The organism is Pseudomonas sp. DR208, assembly GCF_019823005.1.
Classification (GTDB): domain Bacteria; phylum Pseudomonadota; class Gammaproteobacteria; order Pseudomonadales; family Pseudomonadaceae; genus Aquipseudomonas; species Aquipseudomonas extremorientalis.
In genome coordinates this window covers 427,606-444,706 of the sequence record NZ_CP081944.1, presented here as the reverse complement: position 1 = coordinate 444,706, position 17,101 = coordinate 427,606, and the positions used below count along the sequence as shown (strand labels likewise).

15 protein-coding genes and 1 pseudogene are annotated in these 17,101 nt (G+C 61.8%); 1 reads left to right on the top strand and 15 read right to left on the bottom strand.

Going from position 1 to position 17,101, the window contains the following annotated elements; genetic code table 11:
- Nucleotides 1-4: 4 nt before the first annotated feature.
- From K5K89_RS01980 to K5K89_RS01965, 4 genes are read right to left on the bottom strand one after another with little or no spacing between them, the layout of a single operon-like run.
- Complete coding sequence (locus tag K5K89_RS01980; protein ID WP_222540763.1) at nucleotides 5-2,188, bottom strand: glycoside hydrolase; 2,184 nt, start codon at nucleotides 2,186-2,188, stop codon at nucleotides 5-7.
- A 2-nt stretch (nucleotides 2,189-2,190) separates the two neighbouring features.
- Nucleotides 2,191-5,244 carry an efflux RND transporter permease subunit gene (locus K5K89_RS01975; protein ID WP_093513589.1) on the bottom strand — a complete coding sequence of 1,018 codons (3,054 nt, stop codon included), beginning with the start codon at nucleotides 5,242-5,244 and terminating at the stop codon, nucleotides 2,191-2,193.
- Nucleotides 5,241-6,311: an efflux RND transporter periplasmic adaptor subunit gene (locus tag K5K89_RS01970; RefSeq protein WP_222540762.1), complete on the bottom strand. Its 1,071-nt coding sequence runs from the start codon at nucleotides 6,309-6,311 to the stop codon at nucleotides 5,241-5,243. The genes K5K89_RS01975 and K5K89_RS01970 overlap by 4 nt, the downstream gene beginning before the upstream one ends.
- On the bottom strand, nucleotides 6,308-7,390 hold the full coding sequence (locus K5K89_RS01965; RefSeq protein ID WP_071492524.1) for an efflux RND transporter periplasmic adaptor subunit: 1,083 nt from the start codon (nucleotides 7,388-7,390) through the stop codon (nucleotides 6,308-6,310). Before K5K89_RS01965 ends, K5K89_RS01970 begins: the two co-directional genes overlap by 4 nt.
- Before the next feature lie 167 nt (nucleotides 7,391-7,557).
- On the opposite strand from K5K89_RS01965, the pseudogene K5K89_RS28580 reads away from it, so the two are divergent.
- A pseudogene (locus K5K89_RS28580) lies at nucleotides 7,558-7,629 on the top strand (ATP-binding protein); the annotation flags it as partial.
- A 122-nt stretch (nucleotides 7,630-7,751) separates the two neighbouring features.
- Here the strand turns inward: K5K89_RS28580 and K5K89_RS01960 are convergent.
- The 11 genes from K5K89_RS01960 to K5K89_RS01910 all read right to left on the bottom strand — a co-directional run bounded on the left by K5K89_RS01960 (nucleotide 7,752) and on the right by K5K89_RS01910 (nucleotide 17,019).
- The gene (locus K5K89_RS01960; RefSeq protein WP_222540761.1) at nucleotides 7,752-8,603 is read right to left on the bottom strand and encodes a transporter substrate-binding domain-containing protein; all 852 of its coding nucleotides are present in this window, start codon (nucleotides 8,601-8,603) and stop codon (nucleotides 7,752-7,754) included.
- The gene (locus K5K89_RS01955) at nucleotides 8,600-9,376 is read right to left on the bottom strand and encodes an amino acid ABC transporter ATP-binding protein (protein WP_071492526.1); all 777 of its coding nucleotides are present in this window, start codon (nucleotides 9,374-9,376) and stop codon (nucleotides 8,600-8,602) included. Before K5K89_RS01955 ends, K5K89_RS01960 begins: the two co-directional genes overlap by 4 nt.
- The gene (locus tag K5K89_RS01950; protein WP_092248628.1) at nucleotides 9,373-10,032 is read right to left on the bottom strand and encodes an amino acid ABC transporter permease; all 660 of its coding nucleotides are present in this window, start codon (nucleotides 10,030-10,032) and stop codon (nucleotides 9,373-9,375) included. The genes K5K89_RS01955 and K5K89_RS01950 overlap by 4 nt, the downstream gene beginning before the upstream one ends.
- Nucleotides 10,013-10,678 (bottom strand): amino acid ABC transporter permease, encoded by a 666-nt coding sequence (locus K5K89_RS01945; RefSeq protein WP_003187615.1) that lies wholly within the window; start codon nucleotides 10,676-10,678, stop codon nucleotides 10,013-10,015. The genes K5K89_RS01950 and K5K89_RS01945 overlap by 20 nt, the downstream gene beginning before the upstream one ends.
- Before the next feature lie 490 nt (nucleotides 10,679-11,168).
- Nucleotides 11,169-11,951 carry a MetQ/NlpA family ABC transporter substrate-binding protein gene (locus K5K89_RS01940; RefSeq protein ID WP_071492528.1) on the bottom strand — a complete coding sequence of 261 codons (783 nt, stop codon included), beginning with the start codon at nucleotides 11,949-11,951 and terminating at the stop codon, nucleotides 11,169-11,171.
- Nucleotides 11,952-12,079: 128 nt separating this feature from the next.
- Nucleotides 12,080-13,006 carry a sigma 54-interacting transcriptional regulator gene (locus K5K89_RS01935; protein ID WP_058424836.1) on the bottom strand — a complete coding sequence of 309 codons (927 nt, stop codon included), beginning with the start codon at nucleotides 13,004-13,006 and terminating at the stop codon, nucleotides 12,080-12,082.
- Between the two features lie 49 nt (nucleotides 13,007-13,055).
- A complete protein-coding gene (locus K5K89_RS01930) occupies nucleotides 13,056-13,637 on the bottom strand; it encodes an alpha/beta hydrolase (protein ID WP_071492529.1) in 582 nt (193 codons plus the stop codon).
- A 303-nt stretch (nucleotides 13,638-13,940) separates the two neighbouring features.
- Complete coding sequence (locus K5K89_RS01925) at nucleotides 13,941-14,342, bottom strand: ExbD/TolR family protein (protein ID WP_010565408.1); 402 nt, start codon at nucleotides 14,340-14,342, stop codon at nucleotides 13,941-13,943.
- A gap of 1 nt (nucleotide 14,343) precedes the next feature.
- Nucleotides 14,344-15,066, bottom strand: coding sequence for a MotA/TolQ/ExbB proton channel family protein (locus K5K89_RS01920; RefSeq protein ID WP_222541671.1), 723 nt, complete (start codon nucleotides 15,064-15,066; stop codon nucleotides 14,344-14,346).
- 51 nt (nucleotides 15,067-15,117) lie between these two features.
- A complete protein-coding gene (locus K5K89_RS01915) occupies nucleotides 15,118-15,927 on the bottom strand; it encodes an energy transducer TonB (RefSeq protein WP_222540760.1) in 810 nt (269 codons plus the stop codon).
- Nucleotides 15,928-16,167: 240 nt separating this feature from the next.
- The gene (locus tag K5K89_RS01910; protein ID WP_222541670.1) at nucleotides 16,168-17,019 is read right to left on the bottom strand and encodes a LysR family transcriptional regulator; all 852 of its coding nucleotides are present in this window, start codon (nucleotides 17,017-17,019) and stop codon (nucleotides 16,168-16,170) included.
- Nucleotides 17,020-17,101: the final 82 nt, after the last annotated feature.

Genomic DNA, 17,101 nt, shown 5'->3' with positions numbered 1-17,101 from the left:
AACCTTACTCCACCCGATACACCAGCGGTTTTTCACCCACCCCATATGCAGTCACACTGCGCCCGGCATAGCCCTCCTTTTCCTTGACAGCAAAATTCGCCACCAACCGCGTCCCATCGGCAAAGGTGGTTTGCTGCACCTGCCTGTCCGCCGTCAGCCAACGAAAATCCGTCATCGCCTGGGTCGCCAAACGCTGGTGCAGCGGCCGGAAGAACCGATCCTGCCGCTGGATCACCGGCAGCCGCTGCTTAACGGTCGAGGCACTCAGGTGATACAGCGGCGGCACGTTGTAGAGCAGTTGCGTCAGCTCATTCTCGACCCGCACATTGCTCAGTTTGAGACTGTCGAACAGCCAGTGGTGTGTGGTGATCACCGAGCCGTGGAACACCGCCTGGTACAACGGCAGCCGCATGCTCGGCTCAAAGTAGATCGTACGAAACGGCTCTTTGAGCGGCACCGGCTTGAAGAACACCGTCGGCTGCTCCGGCGGGTACCAATTGCCCACGTAGTAAGGCGATTGCTTGTCCTGGGTCATGGCCTGGTCACCCCAGCCAATCACCGGCGTCTGCATGCCATGGGCGAACAGAATGCCTTGGGCGGTGATGGCGTTGCCGTCTTCGGAACCGGTTGGCAATTTGAGCACCGTGTTGAGCCAGCGCGAGGCGTCGATATTGCCCTCGGCGTTTTGCGCCTGGGTCATCCCGGCGCCGTCGCGGTAGCTGTCGAACACCATGCTGGTGGCATAGGCATCGAGGAACCAGGCGTTGAAACCGGCCTTGGCCTGCACGGCCTTCACACGGGCTTCGAGCAAAGGCCGCACGCAACGTGGGTCGGTGTAGTGACCGGACTGCTGGAAGCCGGTTTTCAGCGTGCCACCCTTCAACATAATCGCGCAGTCGCGGTAAGCCCTGCTGCCCAGGTGGGCGGTGGTCCAATCCGGATTTTCCGTGGCAGACAACGCGGTTTCATAGGAATCGTAGGGCGCCATCAGGTAACCCGCCTCAACCCCGGCGCGGATCGCCTCGGGGTGCCACAGGCCGCCCTCCCAGCCTTCGCCCAGGGTCAGCAGCAAGCGTGAAAGACCTGTATCACGCAGCGACTGGATCGCCCGGCTGCCCCAGGCTTGGGGGTTGTCGCTCAGCGCACCGGCGAACGCGACGGCCAACTCGCTGCGCAGCTCACCATAACGTGCAGCGAGGCGCGTCATATCCGGCTCTTGCACCTGCCAACTCTGCCGGGCCTTGCTGTTGATTGCCGCATTCAGCCCCCGCAGCAGCGCGGTCTGCTCATAGCGATTCAAGGCCGTCGCCTGCCCCAGGATCTTTGTCGACTCCTTGTCGAGCAAGCCTTTGAGTTCATGGCCACGCAGGCGCTTGAGCAACAACGGCCAGTCACGGACATCCTCCAGCGCCAGCAGGTCATTACCCCACAGGTAGACATGGCTGGCACCCAGCAACTTCTCGGCCTCGGGTGTCTGCCGCAGTTTTTCCGCCAGCGCTTCATAACGCCCTTGCTCCACCAGCCATTGGCGGTAGCGCTTGGCGCCGGCCAAGGGATCGGCCTCCCCCAGGTGCAACAGCAGGGTCATCGGCGCATCAGGGTCGAGCGCGGTGAACTCATGGGCCACGGACAGCGCCATCCCTTCCTGCCAGCGCAGGCGATTGTTGTAGGGGTTGGTCAGCAACCAGTTCAAGGTGAAGCGCCCGTGGTCCAGGCCCCAGAGCGGCAGGCTGAGGTCCTGGGTGGTGTTGAGATCACCTTGTTCCTGCAAAAACGCGTTCCATACAGCGTTGTCGGCGGGCACGTAATGCCCTTCGGCCAACGGCCACATCAGCCCGTTGCCCAGGGCGCTGGCGGGTTGCTGAAGGATAGGTAGCTCGCCAGGCCCACGCGCGCGCAGGGTCAACTTGAGGTCGCGCTGTTCAAGGCTGGCGCTCACCCGGAAGGCGCCGTCATCCCACTGCCAACTGGCCTGTTGATCGCTCCGCACAAGCTGGCTGACGGCACGCGCCGGCAAGCCGCTGGAAGCTTGTACCGTCGCCTGCCCGTGGGGCGTCACGCGGATGGCGAGGGTGGCCGGGTCGAGTTCGACCCGCCACAGGAGGTTTTCCAATACGGTGCTGGCAAAAGCCATGGGTGACAGCAACAGTGTGCAAATCAACAGACCGTAGCGCAGGGAGTGAGGCATGTTCAGCTCTGCTCTGGTTTGGGCTCCCGGATCTTGTACCAAGCCACATAAAGCGCAGGCAAAAACAAAAGTGTTAACAAAGTCGCGATGATGATCCCGCCGATCATCGCGTAGGCCATCGGCCCCCAGAACACCTCACGGGCAATCGGGATCATGCCCAGGCTCGCCGCCGCCGCCGTGAGCAGGATCGGCCGGCGCCGATGCTCGGTGGCTTCCACCACCGCATCCCACGGCGTATAGCCGGCCACCTCATACTCATGAATCTGCGTCACCAGGATCACTGAGTTACGGATGATGATGCCGATCAACGCCAGGATGCCGAGGATCGCCACGAAACCCATGGGCGTGCCCGTAGGGATCAACGCCAGCACCACACCGATCAACCCGAGCGGCGCGACACTGGCCACCAGGAACATCTTCTGCACGCTGTGCAGCTGGATCATCAGGAACGTCGCCATGAGAAACAGCATCAACGGCACCACGCTGGCAATCGGCCCCTGGGCCTTGCCGCTTTCTTCCACGGTGCCGCCGGTAGCGACCTTGTAGCCCACCGGCAGGCCAGCGCTGAACTTGTCGATTTCCGGCTTGAGCTGCTTGACCAGGTCCGTCGGCTGCATCTCATCGCGCACCGAAGCCTTGATGGTGATGGTCGGCTTGCGGTCGCGACGCCATACCAGTGGCTGCTCCAGCTCGTAACGCACAGTGGCGAAGGCCAGCAGCGGAATCGACGTACCGTTGGGCGTGACGATCTGCAGGTTCTGCAAGGTTTCCGGCGTACCGCGTTCAGCGTCTTCGGCACGGCCCACCACGTTGATCAGGTAGATATCGTCATGCACCTGAGTTACCGAAGCGCCGCTGACCACGCTGTTCATCAACTGCGCCACGTCTTCCGACGACAGCCCCAGCTGGCGCGCCTTGTCCTGGGCGATGTCGATGCGCAGCACTTTGCCCGGCTCGTTCCAGTCGTAGATGATCTCGCCCAGGTGAGTGTTCTTGTCCAGCAAGGTCGCCAGTTCGATGGCGTGCTTGCGCACCTGGTCGGTATCTTTGCCCGACACGCGATACTGAATCGGCCGGCCCACTGGCGGGCCCATTTCCAGCGGCTGCACGTAGCTGCCGATCCCGACGAAATCATCACGCAGGCGCTTTTGCAGGCGCGCGATCAACTCGCCACGCTCTTCCAGGCCCTTGCTTACGATGACCAACTGCGCGTAGTAGGGGTTTTCCAGTTGCTGGTCGAGGGGCAGGTAGAAACGGATCGCGCCCTGGCCGATGTACGTGCTCCAGCGGGCAATGTCCGGGTCGTCCTTGATGATCGCTTCCAGGCGGTCGACGGCCTTGCGCGTCTCGTTGATCGAGGCGTTTTGCGGCAGGTTGAGGTCGACGAGGATTTCCGGGCGGTCCGACGAGGGGAAGAACTGGTTCTGCACAAACTGCATGGAAAACACCGACGCCGCGAACAGCGCCACGGTGATGCCAATCGCCCACCAGCGGTTACGCATGGCCCACAGCATGCCGCCATTGAAAGCCCGTCCAATCCGCCCCGGCTCTGCGTTGTGAGGTTTGACGTTGGCGCTCAGGATATGCACGCCGATCACCGGCGCAAACAGCACCGCCACCACCCACGACACCAGCATCGCCACGGCTATCACCGCAAACAGGGTAAAGGTGTACTCGCCCGCCGAGCTGGCGTTGAGGCCGATCGGCACGAACCCCGCGACGGTCACCAGCGTACCGGTGAGCATGGGGAACGCCGTGGAGGTGTAGGCGTAGGTCGCCGCCTGCTCCTTGGTCTCGCCTTTTTCCAGGCGTGTGATCATCATCTCGACGGTGATCATCGCGTCGTCCACCAACAGGCCGAGGGCAATGATCAGCGCGCCGAGCGACACACGCTGCATGGTGATGCCGCTGTATTCCATGAACACGAACACCAGGGCCAGCACCAACGGAATCGAGCACGCCACCACCAGTCCGGCGCGCATGCCGAGGCTGATAAAGCTCACCACCAGCACGATGATGACGGCCTCAAACAAGGCACTGGTAAAACCGCCGACCGCCTCTTCCACCACTTCCGCCTGGTCGGACACCTTGTGCACGCCGACGCCCACTGGCAGGTCGGCGGTGAGTTCGTCCATGCGCTCGTGCAGGGCCTTGCCGAACGACTGGATATTGCCGCCCTTCTGCATGGCAATCGCCAGACCGATGGCCGGCTTGCCGTTGAACCGGAACATCGGCCGCGCCGGGTCCACATAACCCCGGCTGATGTCCGCGATATCCGCCAGGCGATAGAAACGGTCATTGAGCCGCAGATTGACGTTGGCCAGGTCCTTCTCCGAGGCGAACTGCCCCGAGGTGCGCACCGAAATCCGCTCCGGCCCGGCCTCGATCACCCCGGCCGGCGTCACCGCGTTCTGCGATTGCAGGCTCTGCACCACCTGGCGCTGGTCAATCCCCAGCGCCGCCAGTTTGCGCGTGGAGAAGTTCAGGTAAATCACTTCATCCTGCTGGCCGATCATCTCGACCTTGCCCAACCCCGGCACCGAGCGGATCTCGGCGCGTACCTGCTCCACGTAGTCACGCAACTGGCGCATCGACAGGCCATCGCCGGTAAAGGCGTACACCGAGCCAAATACATCACCGAACTCATCGTTGAACGACGGCCCCTGCAAACCCGGTGGGAAGCTGCCACGAATGTCGTCGATCTTCTTGTGTACAAGGTACCAGATATGGGGGATGTCCTTGGCGCTGGTGGTGTCCTTGAGGAACACGAATACCGTGGACTCGCCCGGCCGGGTGTAGCTTTTCACGTAGTCGAGGGAATCGAGCTCTTCAAGCTTTTTCTCGATGCGGTCGGTGACCTGCTTGAGGGTTTCTTCCTGGGTCGCGCCCGGCCAGCGGGTCTGGATCACCATGGTCTTGATGGTGAAGGAAGGGTCTTCCTCACGGCCCAGGTTCATGTACGAAAACACGCCCATCAGCAGCGCGACGAACATCAGGTACCAGACGAAGGACTGATGCTTGAGGGCCCAGTCGGATAAGTTGAAGCTCCCTTTCATCGTGGGCTGTCCTCGTCGATTTTGACTTTTTGCCCAGGTTTCAGGCTGTTGACGCCGGCGGTGACGATGCGCTCGCCGGGTTTGACGCCGCCGTTGAGCAAGGCGCTGTCGGCATCGCGGCTGATCACCGTGATATCACGCGGTTGTACCGTCTGGCTCTGGGTGTCGAGCAGCCAGATGCGGGTCTTGCCGTTGACGTCCTGCAAGGCGCTCAGGGGCACTTCGATGCGCGGGGCGATGGCGGTGCTCAACGTTACGCTGATCGCCGTGCCCAGGCGGAACGCGGGCGGCGTGTCGGCCAGGGTCAGGCGCGCACGTCGGGTGCGCGTGGCGCTTTGGGCCTGGGGTTCGATCTCGCGCACGATAGCGGTGGTATGCACGCTGGGGTCGAGCTGCCCGGCAACCAGGAACACCACGTCCGGTGGCAAGCGCTCGGCGAGGCCGGCGGGCAGGTCGATCACGGCTTCCTTGATATCCGGGCGCGCCAGGGTGACGACCTGCTGGCCGGCACTGACCACCTGGCCGGCCTCGGCATTCCAGGCGGTGACGATACCGGCGTGGTCAGTGCGCAGTTCGGCGTAGTTGAGCTGGTCCTTGGCTTGATTGACGGAGGCCTGGGCCTGATCGAGCGAGGCCTGGGTGGTCTTCAGGTCGGTCTGGGCGATATCCAGCTGGGCCTGGGCGCCGACGCCACGGTTGAACAGCTCCTGCTGGCGGCGCGCATTGGCCTGGGCGTTGATGTATTGCGCCTGCACGCGGGCCAGGTCGCCCTGGGCCGAGCGCAGTTGGTTCTGTTGGTCGGTGGGGTCGAGGACGGCGAGCAAGGCGCCCTTCTCCACCTCGGCGCCCACGTCCACCGCGCGGCGGGCAATGCGGCCGGGTACGCGGAAGCCTAAATTACTTTCGTAGCGCGCCTGGATGGTGCCGGCGAAGCGACCGAGGTTTTCCTGGTCTTGCGACTTCACTTCCATGGACAGGACCGGGCGCACGGGCTCGGGCGGCGGTTCTTCCTTGGAGCAGGCCACCAGCAGCAGGCTGGCGGCGAGTATCCACGTGAGGCGTTTCATGGCTGCGCTCCTGGCTGGGCGATCTCGACAATCATGCCGGGATGCAGCAATTGCCCGCCGGCGACCACAACTTTTTCGCCGCCCTTGAGGCCGTCGCCAATGATGACTTTGCCAGTGAGGTAACGCGCCACGGTGACTTTGTGCAATTGCGCCTTGCCGTCGCCGTCGACCAACCACACAGCGGGTTCGCTGAGGTCTTTGGTCAGCGCGGCCCACGGCAATTCGATACTGGCCTTCGCCGGGCCATTGGCGGTGGCGCTTACCACCGAGCCCAGCTCCATGCCTTTGGGTAAGGCCTGCAGGGCGATTTTCACCTGCACAGTGCCGGTGTTGGCGGCCACGGCGGGGGTGACCTCACGGACCTTGCCCACGGCCTTGATGCTGGGGTTATCCAGCAGGCTGACGGTGATCGGCGCATCGGGCGGCGGCTCCACCAGCAGGGACTCATAGACGTTGAACACCGCATCACGCTCGCCATCGCGCGCCAGGCTGAAAATCGGTACGGTGGCCTGTACCACCTGGCCGACTTCGGCCTGGCGTGCGGTAATCACCCCAGGCGCTTCGGCGATCAGCGCGGTGTAGCCGAGTTGCTCGCGGGCGTTGGCCAGTTGAGCCTGGGCGGCAGCCAGGGCGCTCTGGCTGCTGCGTAACGCGGCCTGGGCGGAATCGTATTCGCTGCGGCTGGTGTAGCCCTTGGGCAAGAGTTTTTCCTGGCGCACAAAAGCAGCGGCAGTCTGCTTGACCCGCGCCTGTTCGGCCACGACCTGGGCCTGCGCGGAATCGACGTTGGTCTGCAAGTCCTTGGGGTCGAGCTTGGCCAGCACTTGCCTGGCGGTCACGCGGTCGCCCACATCCACCATGCGTTGGATGATTTTGCCGCCCACGCGGAAGGACAGATCGGTTTGCACCCGAGCCTGGATATCCCCGGTCAGCGTGACCGCCGCCGCGAAGTCCGCCGGCTGCACGGTCTGCACGAACACCCGCGAATGGGCCTTGGGTTCAGCCTTGTCCTCGCCACAGCCGCTCAACAGCGCCAGTAGGCCAAGGCCGAAAATACAGGTGGAAATGCGAGCGCCCATGCAGGCTCCTTTTGCGTGATGCCGACGTGCCAGTGTGTATGCGACTGTGAGCTTAGTTCAGGGTTCCTTATCTGCATGGAGGCTCCCATACTCCAATGGTTCCCAAGACGACTGGATGCCCATGCTCAAGACCCACGCGGTGGCCAATTACCGGTTTGCCGGCGAACAAGGTGCTGGGGGAAACCCGGATTGACGGGCAGGGGATTCTGGATGCGCCGGCTTGGCATTGGCCGGAGTAGGCGGTGGCTGTGCTGGCCTCAGCGGGGGCAAGTCGAATCGTCGCACCGCCCCTCCCACATTATTGATCTGTGAATACATTCAAGTGTGGGAGGGGCGGTGCGACTTGCCCCCGATAGCGGTATCAGCCCTGCCACTTCCCGCCTTCAACAATCACGCTTTCAGGCTTGGTGTCATCGCTCAGTTCTTTACGCACATACTGGTCATACAGCTTGAGCAAAAACTTCTCCTCGCCCAGCTTCGCCAACTCGGCATTCACCCAGTCGCGCAGTTCGATGTTGCCTTTCTTCACCGCCGGCGCGATGGGCGCTTCATCACCGAGCTTCTCTTCCAGCACGCGGTAGCCCGGGTTCTGCTTGGCCCAGCTGAACAGCACCAGGTTGTCCTGGGCGTAGGCGTCGCCACGGCCGGCGGACAACGCTTGCAGCGACTCGGAGTTTTTCTCGAACTTGAGCAGTTTCCAGTCCGGGTGGTTCTTGGTCAGCCAGATATCGGCGGTGGTGCCGGTGGTGACGATGGTGGTGCGGGAGGCCAGGTCATCCAGGCTTTTGACCGCGCTGTCATTCGGCACCAGGGCCTGTACCGCGACTTTCAGGTTGGGGTTGGTGAAGTCCACCGCTTCCTTGCGCTCCGGCGTTACGGTCATGTTGGCGAGGATCAGGTCGACCTTGTCGCTTTGCAGGAACGGGATGCGGCTGGCCGGTTCGACGGCGACGAACTCGACTTTGTTTTCATCGCCCAGCAGGTCCTTGGCGAATTGGCGGCCGATGTCGGTATCGAAGCCGACGTAGCGCCCGGCTTCGTTGACGAAACCAAAGGGCGGCTTGTCGGTGAATACACCCACGATCAGCTTGTCGCGCGCCTTGATCTTGTCGAGGTAGCTTGCGGCGGCAACCGGTTTTGCAGGCTCTTCGGCCTTTTTATCGCAGCCGGCGAGCAGGGCGACGGCAAACAGTGGCAGCAGTAGTTTTTTCATATCAGCTCCAGTTCCTGGGTTTTCTTGGGCAGTGTTGAAACAAAGGAGAACTTCTCCAGGAACTGCTGCGCGCGTGCGGTTTGCGGGTTCGTAAAGAATGCCTCGGGGGTGTTGTGTTCGAGAATGCGACCGGCCTCCATGAACACCACGCGGTCGGCGACGGCGCGGGCGAAGGCCATTTCGTGGGTGACGATCAGCAGGGTCATGCCATCGCGGGCCAGGCCCTGGATCACTTCCAGCACCTCCTTGACCATCTCCGGGTCGAGGGCTGCGGTGACTTCGTCAAACAGCATGACCTGGGGGTTCATGCACAGCGAACGGACGATGGCGATGCGTTGTTGCTGGCCGCCGGAGAGCTGGCGCGGGAAGGCATCGCGCTTGTCCGCCAGGCCGACGCGGGCCAGCAGTTTTTCCGCCTGTTCGCGGGCTTCACGGGGGTCGCGTTTTTGCACTTTCAGCGGGCCGAGCAGGATGTTGTCGAGCACGCTCATGTGTGGGAACAGGTGGTAGCTCTGGAACACCATGCCCACGTCCTGACGCACCTGGCGCCAGTCGGTGTGTTTGTCCAACAGCTCTTTGCCGGCGAAACGCAGGCTGCCGCTGTGCGCGACTTCCAGCCCATTGAGGCAACGCAGCAAGGTGCTTTTGCCACAACCGCTGGGGCCGAGAATCACCACCACTTCACCGCTTTGCACGCTCAGGTCGATGCCCTTGAGCACCTGCGCCTCGCCAAAGAATTTGTTGAAACCCTGGAACTCGATCAATGCGTTCATGCCTGGCCCCAGCGCCGTTCCAGCACCTTGGAGGCGGCCGATAACGGGTAGCAGATAAAGAAGAAAAACAGGAACAGCACGCCGTAGATCAACACGGACTCGTAGGTGCGTTCGATGATTTGCTGGCCGACCTTGATCACGTCCACCACACCGATCAGCACCGCGAGGGAACTGGTCTTGATAATGCGCGTGTAGACATTGATGGTCGGCGGCGTCATGCGCTTGAGCGCTTGCGGCAGCAGCACGTAGCCGTACAGCTGCGGACCTGACAAGCCAATCGACAAGCCCGCTTCACGCTGGCCACGGGGCAGCGAATGCAACGCGCCGCGCACCACCTCGCCCACTTCGCTGGCGCCCCACAGCGACAGCACCAACACCGCGCACCAGAAGCTCGGAATGCTCAAACCAAAGAAAATCGGCAAGCCGAAAAACACCAGGTACAGCCACACCAGCACCGGGATCGCGCGGAACAATTCCAGGTACACCCGCAGCACGCCGTTGATCAGGCGGTTGTTCAAGGTGCGCAGTACGCCGTACAGCACGCCGCCGACGGTGCTCAAAGCGATACTCAAGAACGAAATCGACAGGGTTTGCGCAGCGCCCTTGCCCAGTTGCGGCAACGACACCCACAGCAACTCAAGACCCGAACTGGCCATGCTGGAGCCTCCTTTCCAGGCGGCTGAGCAGCAGCGACAGCGGCAAGAACAGCAACACGCAAATCAGCGTCAGCACGGCGAGCATTTCGTAGGTCTTGTAGTAGAGCGCTATGTAGCTCTTGGTGGTGTAGAGAATCTCCGGCACCGCCACGGCGGAGACCACGGTGGTCTCTTTGAGCAGGAAGATGAAATTGGCGAATAGCGCTGGCAGGCTGAGGATGCCGGCCTGGGGCAGGATCACATGGCGCAGCAGTTGCCAGTCGGACAGGCCGATGGACTTGCCCGACTCGATCTGCGCCAGCGGCACCGCTTCCACACCGGCGCGCAGCACTTCGGTGAGGTAGGCGCCGCCGAGGAAGGTCATGGTGATGATCGCCGCCCAGAACCCGGAAATATTGAAGCCCAGGGCCGGTAGCGCGAAGTACACGAAAAACAGCTGGATCAGCAGCGGCGTGTTACGCGCCAGCTCCACATACAGCGCCACCAGGCGCGACAGGTAAGGTGTGCGAAACACCAGCAGCGCGGCGTTGATCAGCGCCACCAGCAGGGAGGTGGCAATGGCGATCAGGCCCACTTGCAGCGTCACCCCCACGGCCTTCAGGAACGCCGGCAGGGTGCTGAGGATAAAAGCGAAATCGAAGGTCATTTCCAGTCCATGACGCCGCACGGGTAGTGCAGCGAGCGCAATCCGATCCGGTGTGGGTAACGCCGGGTAGCGCGAACTTTAAAGGTATAAAAAGTAAAGTTTAAATACCCAAATAGCATATTGATATCACCCAAAAAGATAACCGCCGGATTCGCGGGTTTGGCGGGTGAGGGCTATGGTTTGGAGGTCTGAGATTCGAGGGATCGAACCATGAAGGAAGTGAAACCGATGGATCCGCAGGAGTTGGTGAAGTGGTTGATGGCGTTGCGCAGGGCGATCAATAGCAGAGCTCTCTAGATCAAAGCGGATCAAATGTGGGAGGGAGCTTGCCCCCGATGGTGGTGGCACAGAAAAAATGTGCTGACTGAACCACTGCTATCGGGGGCAAGCCCCCTCCCACATTTGGATTGCATTCCACATTCAGGGCATAAAAAAACGCCGACGCTGTACAGCCGTCGGCGTTCAAACCTTGAAGGGGGTTTGGGTTACATCAGAACGCAGGCACTACAGCACCGTTGTACTTCTTCTCGATGAAGGCTTTGACTTCCGGGCTGGTCAGGGCCTTGGACAGCTTCTGGATCGCATCGCTGTCCTTGTTGTCCGGGCGAGCCACCAGGAAGTTCACGTACGGCGAATCGGCGTGTTCGATGATCAGCGCATCCTTGGCCGGGTTCAGGCCGGCTTCCAGGGCGTAGTTGGTGTTGATCAGGTCCAGGTCAACCTGGTCCAGCACGCGTGGCAGCAGGGCCGATTCCAGCTCCTTGAATTTCAGGTGCTTGGGGTTGTCCTTGATGTCTTTTGGCGTGGCCAAGGCATTGGTCGGGTCTTTCAGGGTGATCACGCCGGCTTTCTGCAGCAGCAACAGGGCGCGACCGCTGTTGGAACCTTCGTTGGGGATGGCCACGGTGGCGCCATCTTTCAGATCTTCAATTTTCTTGATCTTTTTCGAGTAGCCGCCGAACGGTTCAACGTGCACGCCGACCACTGTCACAAGGTTGGTGCCCTTGCCTTTGTTGAAGTTTTCCAGGTACGGCAGGGTCTGGAAATAGTTGGCGTCCAGGCGTTTCTCGGCAACCTGCACGTTTGGTTGTACGTAGTCGGTGAAGACTTTGATTTCCAGGTCCACGCCTTCTTTGGCGAGGGTTGGCTTGACCAGTTCGAGGATCTCGGCGTGCGGGATCGGCGTGGCGGCCACCACCAGTTTTTCGTTGGCCTGGGCGAAGCTTGCAGTCAGGGCAGCCGCCAGTGCGGTAAACAACAGAACCTTTTTCATGCAGTGTCCTTATCGGAATTCCGGGGGCGTCTCTGACGACCGTTTTTTATGTAGTGTGCCAGCGAAGTGCTATCGCGGCGTGGGAGGGACAATACCTAGATTTTTTATTCCCGAACAATATCTTTTATTCACGTTGATATTCCATTTTGTTCATGCAGGAATTTACTTAACGTTTCCCGCTCGGCGGGGCTGGCGCGCTCGAAAATCCGCCGCACCTGTTCCAGCGCAGAACCCGCTACCGGCAGATTCAAATGTTCGGGCAAAATCTCATCCCCACTGCTGACCAGCAGGGCAAAGTGAATAACGTTTTCCAGCTCGCGGGTATTGCCCGGCCAGCTGTGGTGTTCCAGCACACGCTGCGCGGCATCGCTGATCAGCGGCACCGGCAGGTCCAGGCGCTGACTGTAGATGCCCAGGAAGTATTCGGCCAGGGACAAGATGTCACCGACCCGCTCGCGCAGCGCCGGCAAATCCAACCGACCTTCGCTCAGATAGTGGAACAGGCGCTCATGGAACTTGCCGGCCGCCACGGCCTGGGCCAGGTCGATGCTGGTGGCGGCGACCAGGCGCACATCCACCGGGCTCGGCTGATGGGCACCGACACGGGTGACTTCGTGGTTTTCCAGCGCGGCCAACAGTTTCACCTGGATCGGCAGCGGTAAATCGCCGATCTCGTCCAGGTACAAGGTGCCGCCATTCGCCGAACCGAACCACCCTGCCCGGCTGCTGGCCGAACCACTGTGGCTGCCGGCGGCATAACCGAACAATTCGGCATCGGCATAGGTCGGGCTGATCGCACCGCAATTGACCGAGACAAACAGACCGGTGCGGTCGCTGCCCCGGTGAATATGCCTCGCCAGCAACTCCTTGCCGCTACCGGTCTCGCCGCGGATCAACACGGGCAAGGCACGGGGTGCGAGGCTTTCGAGGTCTTCGCGCAGCTGCCGCGAACGCGGGTCGACAAACACCAGCGCCTTGGCGCGGATGCTCAGTGGGCTTTTTTCCGCGTCGGGAAAGGTCAGCAATGGCTGGCCGTAGGTTTCATGCAGACTCATGGCAGGCTCCCGCCCCCAATCCACTCAAGGGACGGGGCGTTGAAAAAATTCAGGCAGTACGCCGGGCGTGATGCTCAAGGCGGCTTTGCAGGCGGTAGAGGTAGGCGAACCCCTGTTCCCAGCGCTGGTGGCCGGACTTCACATTGATGTGCCCCGCCCCCGACAGAATGCCGGCTTCGGCGCCCCAGTTGCGGGCCAATTCCAGGGCTCGCGGGGCGCTGACAGCACTGTCGTTGTCGGAGCTGACCACCTGGCTGGGGAACGGCAACAGGTCGGTCGGGATCGGCGCAAAATTACGCAACGCAGGTGAGCAGGCGGGCCGTTCGACATCGGCCGGGGCCACCAGCAAGGCACCGCGCACCTGGCGCAGGAAGTGCACCGGCGCGGTGGCCGCCCAATGCGCCACCGTGATGCAGCCCAGGCTATGGGCGATCAGGATCACCGGCGTGCTGTCGGCTGCGATGGCCTCGGCCAGCGCAGCGACCCAATCTTCTCGACGTGGCGTCAGCCAGTCGGCCTGCTCCACGCGGGCGCTGTTGGGCAGGCTGGCCTGCCAGTGACTTTGCCAATGATCTTCTGGCGATCCTTGCCAGCCCGGCACGATCAGATAACGAATCGACTCGCTGTGCATGGGTGTGCCCTCCTGCAGCGTTTAACGTTGCTGAACAGTATAGGGACGGGTGTTATATTCGTTAAGGAATAAGAAGCTATTTATTAATAACCAAAAATTCAAAATTAATGAAGTTCAAAATGTGGGAGGGAGCTTGCTCCCGATGGCGGTGTATCAGTTACAGATTGATTGGCTGACACACTGCAATCGGGGGCAAGCCCCCTCCCACATTGATCGCATTTCAAGTTGAGGATTGAATCGCAGGCAAAAAAAAGGCCGCACCCTGCCAAGGAAACGGCCAAAAACTTGTCGAGGCTTTTGCAACTAACGTGCGGTAATCACCGACAGCTTGGTAATGCCCGCGCGTTCGATAGACGCCATGGCTCGCGCCACTTCGCCGTAGTTCACGCCATCATCCGCCTGCAGTTGCACCCGCACATCGGGGTCCTTGGCCTTGGCCGCCTGCAGGTTGAACTCCAGCAAGTCCGGCTGGATTTCGTCCTTGTTGATAAACAGTTTGCCGGCGCCGTCGATGCTCACCACCAGCGGGTCTTTCTGCTCCACCGGCGCGACCGCCTCAGTCTTGGGCAGGTTGATCGGGATCGCGTTGGTCAAAAGCGGCGCGGTGACGATAAACACCACCAGCAGCACCAGCATCACGTCCACCAGCGGCGTGACGTTGATCTCGCTCAGTACCTCATCGCTGTCTTGCGTGGAGAAGGCCATGTCAGGACGCCTCCTTCACTTTCTGCGGGTTAGCGGCAGTGGTTTTGTTCAGGGTCGGGTGCAGCAGCACACGGAAGGAATTTTTCTGCGCCAGGCTGTAGAAGTCGTGGGCGAAGTCATCGAGGTCGGCAGCGGTCAGCTTGAGGCGACGCAGGAAGTAGTTGTAGACCAGCACCGCCGGCACGGCGACGGCGATACCGACGCCCGTCGCAACCAGTGCCGCACCAATCGGGCCGGCCACCGTTTCGAGGCTGGCGGAACCGGCGGCACTGATGCCCTTGAGCGCTTCCATGATGCCCCACACAGTACCGAACAGGCCGATGAACGGCGAGGTGCTGCCGATACTGGCGACCACGGCCAGGCCGGTTTCCAGGGAGCGCCGCTCTCGCACGATCTGCTGGCGAAGGGCGCGCTCAAGGCGGTCCTGGTGATTGATCGCCTGGCTCAGGTCCGTCGCGTGTGGGGTTTCGCCCACCTGGATCGCGGCGTAGCCGGCCTGGGCCACGCGGGCAGCGGCACCCGGCTGGGTTTGCGCCAGCTCGGCAGCCGAGTCGAGACTCGACGCCGCCCAGAACAGTTTATGAAACTTGCGATCCTGCGCCTTGAGGCGACCGAACTGCACGCCCTTGAGCAGGGCCAAGCCCCAGGTGGCGACCGAAAAAACCACCAGCAGCCAGATCACCGCGCTTTCGATGGATTCAAGTGGAGATGCTAATGCCATGATGTCTTCCCTCTGTGCAGGTCGCGGCGCGTGCAACACACCGCAGCCGAATAATTAGTGAATCTTGAAATCGATCGGGACGCTGACCCAGCCGTCCTGGGCCACCTCGCCCTGCTTGGCCGGCACGAAGCTCCAACGCTTCACGGCGGTCAGTGCGGCGTCATCGAGCTGCTGGCGACCGCTGCTCTTCTGGATCTGGATCTCGCCCGGCTTACCGCTGGCTAGTACATGCACCCTGAGCAACACCGTGCCTTCCCAACCGCGCCGCTGGGCCAGTGACGGATACTCCGGCGCCGGGTTCTTCAAGTACGCGGCGTTGGCCGAAGCGGGCGTAACCGGAGCCGGCGCCGGTGGTGCTGGAGGCGCGGGCGGCGCGGGAGTCGGTGGCGCAGGCGGTTGCTCGGGCGGTTTCGGTGCAGGCTTGGGCTCAGGCTTTGGCACTGGCTTGGGTTTGGGTTTAGGAATCGGTTTTGGCGGCGCCGGCTTGGCGGCCAATTCATCCACCACCGGCGGCGGTGGCTCGACCACAGGCGGCGGCGGTGGCGGCACGGGCGGTGGCGGTTCCACCACCGGGGGTGCCGGCTGGGAAAATTCGATGGTCATCGGTGGAATTTCCGGCGGCACGATCGGCAACACCGGGGTCGGCTTCTGGCTCACCCAGTAGATCACCGCACCGTGCAGGGCCAGCACCAGCAGGGCGAGCAGAATACCTTCGCGACGGCTGGAGAAACGCTTCGGAGTCCTCTGCGTTCGCAGTTGTCCCAACGGCGCGCGGTGCGGCCGGCCAAGGTCGACCAACTCACCACCCGGTGCCTGGCGCCACGGCGCCTCGTGTGCACTGGCGGCGGTCTGGACATTGCCCATTGATTCACTCCCTACGGTTTTTAAGCAAAAAAACCGACAGGCCTGCTTGGAAGGCCGTCGTGGGCTGAATCATCGGCGCCAGAGGCTTATCTCTTAAAGTAACCTTTAAAGTTATACATAGACCTAAAACGAATAAATGAAACATGATGAAACGCCAAAGCCCCGTCCTGCGTGGGCTGGCGTCCAGGCGATGTTTTTCAATGCTTTCCGGGCATAAAAAATATTCGGCAAAGGCATCGTTCAGGCTGAGCTGTTAGCACACAAATCCAGCAATTGGCGTTGCAGGCTCTGCCCCGCCGCGCCGAGGCCAGTGCGTCCGTACAACGCCAGCCGCACGCCCTGCACCGCAGGCAAACCGCTGTCCGCGCCCAATACGACATGCCCGGCCTGCACCACACGCCGGGGTAACAGACTGATACCCAACCCCGCCGCCACCGCCGAACACACACTGGCCAGGCTCGCGCTGGAGTAACCGATGCGCCAGCGCCAGCCCCCCACTTCCAGATGTTGCAGCATTTCATTGCGGTACAGGCCCCCCACCGGAAAGGCCACCAACGGCAAAGGGTCGCGCCCCAGGGATGGCGTACTGCGGCTGTCCACCCAACACAACGGCTCTGGCCATGAGGCCAGGCAGTCGTCGCTGTCGCCCATCTGCTTGACCAGCAATACGTCGAACTCACCGCTACGGTACTGGCGCTGCAACTCGGGGCCAAGACCGCTGGTGACCTCCAGGCGCACCCTGGGGTACGCCAGCACAAAGGCCGATAACAGAGGCATCAGGCGTTCGGCAGCGAAGTCTTCCGGCACACCGAGGCGCAGCACGCCGTCGCTTTGCTGGTTGATCAATACGTCGGCGGCTTCCTCATGTAACGCGAGGATGCGCCGCGCATAGGCCAGGAGGCGCTCGCCTTCCGCCGTCGCCACCACACGACGTTGGTCGCGATCCAGCAACTGGCACGCCACCGCCTCTTCCAGGCGGCGGATCTGCTGGCTGACGGTGGACTGGGTCAAGTGCAGGCGCTCTGCCGCGCGGGTGAAATTGCCGCAGTCCACCACGGCGACAAAGCTGCGCAACAACACCGGATCGAACATCGTGCTTACCATTCCATTTGCCACTGGTAGGCATGGTTATATTTAATTTCAGAATACCTCGGCGACTGTGGATACTTCACGC